The 4,647-nt window shown below is 67.9% G+C and carries 2 protein-coding genes; both read right to left on the reverse strand.

Going from position 1 to position 4,647, the window contains the following annotated elements:
• On the reverse strand, positions 1-2,964 hold a 2,964-nt coding region (locus DBR12_RS12040), incomplete at its 3' end, for an efflux RND transporter permease subunit (protein ID WP_108617459.1).
• A 54-nt stretch (positions 2,965-3,018) separates the two neighbouring features.
• A partial coding sequence (locus tag DBR12_RS12045; protein WP_199226679.1) for an efflux RND transporter periplasmic adaptor subunit occupies positions 3,019-4,647 on the reverse strand: 1,629 nt, incomplete at its 5' end.

The following is a 4,647-nucleotide window of genomic DNA, read 5'->3' on the forward strand; positions in this document are numbered from 1 at the left end:
GCCCACCCCCGTCCCCAGCATCATCGGCAACGCCCCCAGCAAAGCCGCCAAAGTCGTCATCAGGATGGGCCGAAACCGCAACAGGCATGCCTGGTAGATCGCATCGCGCGCACACAGCCCATCGTCCCGCTGCGCCTCGAGCGCAAAGTCGATCATCATGATTGCGTTCTTCTTCACAATGCCGATCAGCAGCACAATGCCGATGATGGCAATGATGTCCAGGTCCAGCCGCGCCGCCATGAGAGCCAGCAGCGCCCCCACCCCGGCCGAAGGGAGCGTGGACAAAATCGTGACAGGGTGCACCGTGCTCTCGTACAGCACCCCGAGCACGATGTACATCGTGACTACCGCCGCCAGGATCAGCAGCAGCGTGTTCGACAGCGACGCCTGAAAGGCCAGCGCTGCACCCTGGAAGCGCGTCTCTACAGAAAGCGGCAACAACCCCTCGTCCTGCACGGCGGCCTTTTCGCGCTCAATGGCGGCCACAGCGTTGCCCAGCGAAACGCCCGGCGCAGTGTTGAACGAAATCGTCGCAGCGGGCAACTGGCCCACATGGTTGACCACCAGCGGCATGTTGCGCTCCTCGATGCGCGCCACCGACGACAGGGGCACGGGTGCACCGCTGCTTGCGGGCACATAGATGCTCTGCAGCGCCTCGGGCCCCACCTTGAACTGCGGCGCCACCTCCAGCACCACGCGGTACTGGTTGGACTGGGTAAAGATGGTCGAGATGAGCCGCTGGCCAAAGGCGTTGTACAGCGCGGCATCGATGCCCGCCACGGTCACCCCCAGACGGCTGGCCTGGGCACGGTCGATGTGCACATAGGCCTGGCGCCCCTGGTCTTGCAGGTCGCTGGCCACATCGGTCAGCTCAGGCAAGGCGCGCAGGCGGCGCAGCAGCTCGGTGGTGCTGGTGGTGAGCTGCTGCATATCGGGCGACGACAGCAGCCACTGGTATTGGGTGCGCGCCACCCGGTCTTCAATGGTCAGGTCCTGCACGGGCTGGATGAACAGGCGGATGCCCGGCAGGTTCTGCACCCGCTCGGCCAGGCGCTGCTGCACCACACCGGCCTTGTCGCGCTCGGCATGGGGTTGCAGGTCGATCAGCAGGCGGCCGGTGTTGAGCGTGGTGTTGGCACCATCAACGCCAATGAAGGACGAGATACTGCGCACGGCTGGGTCTTCGAGCAGGCGCTCGGCCATCGCCTGCTGGCGTGCGGCCATGCCTGCGAAGGAGATCGACTGGTCGGCCTCGGTGGTGGCCTGCAGCGTGCCGGTGTCCTGCACCGGAAAGAAGCCCTTGGGGATGAACAGGTAGAGCACCACGGTGAGTGCCAGCGTGGCCAGGAACACAAGCCAGGTCCAGCCCCGGCGGTCCAGCACCCAGGCCAGCATGCGGCCATAGCCCGCAATGGTGCGGTCAAAAAACTGGCCCGTGGCGCGGTACAGGCGGCCGTGGCTGTCCTCGGGCGTGTGGCGCAGCAGACGCCCGCACAGCATGGGCGTGAGCGTGAGCGACACCACGGCCGAGATCAGGATGGCCACGGCCAGCGTGATCGCGAACTCGTGGAACAGCCGCCCCACCACATCGCCCATGAACAGCAGCGGGATCAGCACCGCGATCAGCGAGATGGTGAGCGAGATGATGGTGAAGCCGATCTGCTGCGAGCCCTTGAGGGCCGCCGCCAGCGGCGCCTCGCCCTCTTCCACGTAGCGCGCGATGTTCTCGATCATCACGATGGCGTCGTCCACCACAAAGCCCGTTGAGATGGTGAGCGCCATCAGCGTGAGGTTGTTGATGGAAAACCCCGCGAGGTACATCACCCCACAGGTGCCGATGAGCGACAGCGGCACGGCCACGCTCGGGATCAGCGTGGCCGATGGGCTGCGCAGGAAGACAAAAATCACCGCGACCACCAGCACCACAGCCAGACCCAGCTCCACCTGCATGTCACGCACCGAGGCGCGCACCGTGACCGTGCGGTCCGTCAACACCTGCACATCCAGCGAAGCGGGCAGCGTGCTTTGCAGCTGCGGAAGCAAGGCCTTGATGCGGTCCACCGTGTCGATCACGTTCGCGCCAGGCTGGCGACGGATATTGAGGATCACGCCGGGCTTTGCCCCCGTGTCCGCCGTGCCTGCCCAGGCCGCCAGCCGCGTGTTCTCGGCGTCGTCCACGGTCTCGGCCACATCTTTGAGGCGCACCGGGGCGCCGTTCTTGAAAGCAATGATGAGGTCGCGGTACTCGGCAGCGGATTGCAGCTGGTCGTTGGCGTCGATGGTGGATGCCCGGGCCGGGCCGTCAAAGCCGCCCTTGGCCTGCTTGACGTTGGCTGTGGCGATCGACGTGCGCACGTCCTCCAACGTGAGGCTCAGCTGCGCCAACGCCGTGGGGTTGGCCTGAATGCGCACGGCCGGGCGGCGCCCGCCCGCAATGGCCACCAGGCCCACGCCCTGCACCTGCGAGAGCTTGGGCGCCAGACGGTTTTCCACCAGGTCGTTCAGGCGGATCACGGGCAGCGACGGCGAGGTGATGGCCAGCGTGAGGATGGGCGCGTCGGCCGGGTTGACCTTGCTGTACAGCGGCGGCATGGGCAGGTCGCTGGGCAGCAGGTTGCTGCCCGCATTGATCGCCGCCTGCACCTGCTGCTCGGCCACATCCAGGGCCATGTCAAGCGCAAAACGCAGCGTGATCACAGATGCCCCACCCGAGCTGGTAGACGACATTTGCGACAGCCCCGGCATCTGGCCGAACTGTCGCTCAAGCGGCGCGGTGACGTTGGAAGTCATCACGTCCGGGCTGGCGCCCGGGTACAGCGTGGTGACCTGGATGGTGGGGTAGTCCACCTCAGGCAGGGCCGAGGTGGGCAGCAGCCGGTAGGCCATCAGCCCCGCGATCAGGATCGCAACCATGAGCAATGCAGTGGCGATCGGACGCAGGATAAAAAGGCGCGACAGGTTCATGGCAACGGCGGCGCTGGCAAAACAGACAAGGGAGAGACAGGGGAGCCGCTGCGATCAGCGCACCGGGCTGGTCGCGCCGCCCTGGGGTTGCTGCTGTTGCAGCCGCTCGCGGATATAGGCACGGCGCTCTTCCTGCGGCAGGGCCATGACGCGGGCACGCTCGTCGGCGGGCATCTGGTCGAGCAGCGCTTTCACCTGGGGGGGCATGCCTCGTGGCGGCTCGGAGGGCGGTTGCTCCGAAGCAGCAGCTGGTGCCGAAACCGCAGGCGCGGTGCCCTCGTTGCGTGGGGTGGCGCGGGGCAAGGCCTCTGCACGCGCCGAGGTGGAAGCTGGCGCAGCGGGAGCCGCGGGCCCGGAGGCTGCGGACGCGCCCGGGGCGGCTGCACCCGCTGTACCACCCGCCCCCATCTGCGCCCGCCGCTCGCGCAAAAAGGCACGGCGCTCTTCGGGGCTCATCTTCTGCAGCTTTTCGCGCACGTCGGGCGGCAGCGATGCCATGAAGGCACGGCGCTGCGCAGCCTGGTCCTGGGCGGCCTGGTCGGCGCGGGTCACAGCCCCGGCGTCGATCACGGCGACCTTGGCGCCTTCGCGCAGGCGGTCGATGCCATCGGTGACCACCTGCTCGCCTTCGCGCAGCTCGCCTTCGATGCTCACGCGGTCGCCATCGGTCACCCCCACGCGGATGCGGCGCTGGGTCACGGTGCTGTCCTCCTGCACCAGGTAGACATAGTTGTTCTGCACGGCCGTGACAGGCACGGTGAGCACGGATTCGAGCAGACTGACCTGAAGGCGCACGTTGACGAACTGGTTGGGGTACAGCGCGCCGTCTTCATTGGCAAAAGCGGCCTTGACCTTGATGGTGCCCGTGGCGGTGTCGATAGCGTTGTCCAGCGCCACCACGCGCCCCTTGGCGAGTTGGCGGCGGGCGTCACGGTCCCACAGCTCCACGGGCAGATCCTCACCGGCGGCCAAGCGGCGGCGCATTTGCGGCAGGTGCGCCTCGGGCACAGAGAACGCGGCGTCCATGGGCCGCACCTGGTTGATGGTGACGATCCCGTTCGCATCGCTCGGCCCCACCACGTTGCCCTTGTCGGCCTGGCGCAGGCCCAGCCGCCCGGCAAACGGCGCGGTGACCTGGGTGTAGCTCAGCTGCAGGCGCGCGGCGTCCACCTGGGCCTGGTCTGACGCCACCGTGCCCTCCAGTTGGCGCACCAGCGCGGCCTGGGTGTCCACCTGCTGGCTGGCGATGGAGTCGCGCGCCAGCAGGTCCTGGTAACGCTTGAGGTCGAGCTGCGCGTTCTTGAGCAGCGCCTGATCACGCTGCAGCGTGCCCTGCGCCTGCGACAGCGCGGCCTGGTAGCTGCGCGGGTCGATCTCGGCCAGCACTTGGCCTGCGCGCACCTCGTCACCCTCCTTGAAGCGCACCGCCACCAGCTCGCCACTCACCTTGGCGCGCACCACGGCCGTGGCACGGGCGCTCATGGTGCCGATGGCGCTCACCACCACGCGCACATCGCCCCGCTGCACCGTTCCCACCGACACGGGCTGGACGCCGCCGCCGCCAAAGCGGCCCGGGCCACCCGTCGGCTTGCGCCCAGAGGGGCCCGCAGCACCGGCGCCGGCAGCCTGTGCAGTGGCCCCATCCTGGCGCTGCTTCCACCACCAGGCCCCGCCCCCCACGGC

This window comes from Acidovorax sp. HMWF029 (assembly GCF_003060895.1).
GTDB lineage: Bacteria > Pseudomonadota > Gammaproteobacteria > Burkholderiales > Burkholderiaceae_C > Acidovorax.